The organism is Treponema sp. (assembly GCF_051883275.1).
Lineage (GTDB): Bacteria > Spirochaetota > Spirochaetia > Treponematales > Treponemataceae > Treponema_D.
The window spans coordinates 1-1,559 of the sequence record NZ_JBJETK010000018.1 but is presented as its reverse complement, the minus strand read 5'-3'; the positions used below and the strand labels follow the sequence as shown (position 1 = coordinate 1,559).

The following is a 1,559-nucleotide window of genomic DNA, read 5'->3' as shown; positions in this document are numbered from 1 at the left end:
GAGAGTTGCAACATAATAAATGTCTTTCGATTCATCAAGTTTAATGCTTAAAAAAGTTTATTCTTCATCTTTCTGCGCGGCTGGAAATTTCTTTTCCACCATTTCTTTTATTGTTACGGAAAGTTCTTTTTCAAAAAAGTCACGGACATCTTCGCGGGTTTTGCTTGCGTTGCGCAAGAACAAATCGGCAGGATGGATTTCTAGGGCATACGCGATTTTCAAAATCAACTCGAAAGATGGAAAATTCTTTCTTGATTCTATTCCGCTTATAGTACTTTTTGCACAGTCACAAATTCCAGATAGTTCAAGTTGCGACATATTTTTTTGTGTTCTGTAGAAAATCAAATTTGCAATAAAGTCTTTTTTTATATCATCCATACGGTCAAAATAACCGTCTTTTTTAGAAAATTATTGGGTAAAACTGTACTTTGGTATATAATAATACAGTTAAACCGACTAAATATATTGAAAAATCGGTATGACCAAACTATAAGTGAGATAAAACAATGAAAACTGACATTCAAACCTCAAATGAATCCGTAAGCCCGAACAGCCGCGAGCTTGCAGTTCTTAAAAAATATTTTCCGCAGTGCTTTTCAAAGCCTGACACTGACGAAAACGGCGAAATTATAAAAGAACATTTTGACATAGAAAAACTTGCCGAATTTTTGAACAAAGATGAAGTTGATGTTAAAAAAGAGGGTTTTACGCTGAATTTTCTTGGAAAGAGTTACGCGCATTATCAGTCCAATTTGGACAGCGAAACCGTTATTGTGCCGGATGAAAAAAATTCAGACACTGACAGCGAGAATGTTTATATCGTGGGCGACAACCTTGATGCCTTGCAGCACTTGAAATATTCCTATGCAGAGAAGATAAAATGTATCTATATCGATCCGCCCTATAATACAGGCAAGGATGATTTTGTTTACAACGACAAGTTTGGTTTTACCGCAAAAGAACTTGTTGAAAAACTTGATGTTAGCGAAGAAGAAGCCGAGCGTATTTGCGGCATGAATGGAAAATGCACTCACTCCGCCTGGCTCACTTTTATGTATCCGCGCCTTGCCCTTGCCCGGGAACTTTTGCGAGAAGACGGCGTGATTTTTATCAGCATTGATGACAACGAGCAGGCGAATTTAAAACAGCTTTGTGATGAAATATTTGGAGAAGGAAATTTTGTTGGTGAATTAATTATCGAAACTGCAACTGATAACAATCCTTCTCAGATAAATACAGAACATGAATTTATGATTTGCTATGCAAAAAATAGAGCATTTCTTAAGAACTGGTCACGAAAAAGTGAAGCCGCAGAACGAATTAATGAGCAGTATAAAAAAATAAAAGAGAAAGAAATTGATTTAGAAAAAATTCAAGAAAAACTAAGAAAGTGGATAAAAGATAATAAAGATGAATTAAAACAAGTTGCTCATTACAACAATGTTGATAAAGATGGCGTTTATAGTAGTTCAAGTAATTCTTCTAACCCACATTCTGGAGGATATATAAAATGCGCTATTTAGTCAACACAAAATTTTTACAGGTTTAAGGTGTAAAAA

3 protein-coding genes are annotated in these 1,559 nt (G+C 35.0%); 1 reads left to right on the top strand and 2 read right to left on the bottom strand.

The genetic code is table 11. From position 1 onward, the window contains the following. Positions 1-57: 57 nt before the first annotated feature. On the bottom strand, positions 58-378 hold the full coding sequence (locus ACI4L0_RS02555) for a helix-turn-helix domain-containing protein (RefSeq protein WP_439798601.1): 321 nt from the start codon (positions 376-378) through the stop codon (positions 58-60). A 142-nt stretch (positions 379-520) separates the two neighbouring features. Then, the gene (locus tag ACI4L0_RS02550; RefSeq protein ID WP_439798600.1) at positions 521-649 is read right to left on the bottom strand and encodes a hypothetical protein; all 129 of its coding nucleotides are present in this window, start codon (positions 647-649) and stop codon (positions 521-523) included. Positions 650-668: 19 nt separating this feature from the next. Between ACI4L0_RS02550 and ACI4L0_RS02545 the strand changes: the two genes are divergently transcribed. Continuing rightward, positions 669-1,523: a site-specific DNA-methyltransferase gene (locus tag ACI4L0_RS02545; protein ID WP_439798599.1), complete on the top strand. Its 855-nt coding sequence runs from the start codon at positions 669-671 to the stop codon at positions 1,521-1,523. The last annotated feature ends 36 nt before the right edge of the window (positions 1,524-1,559 follow it).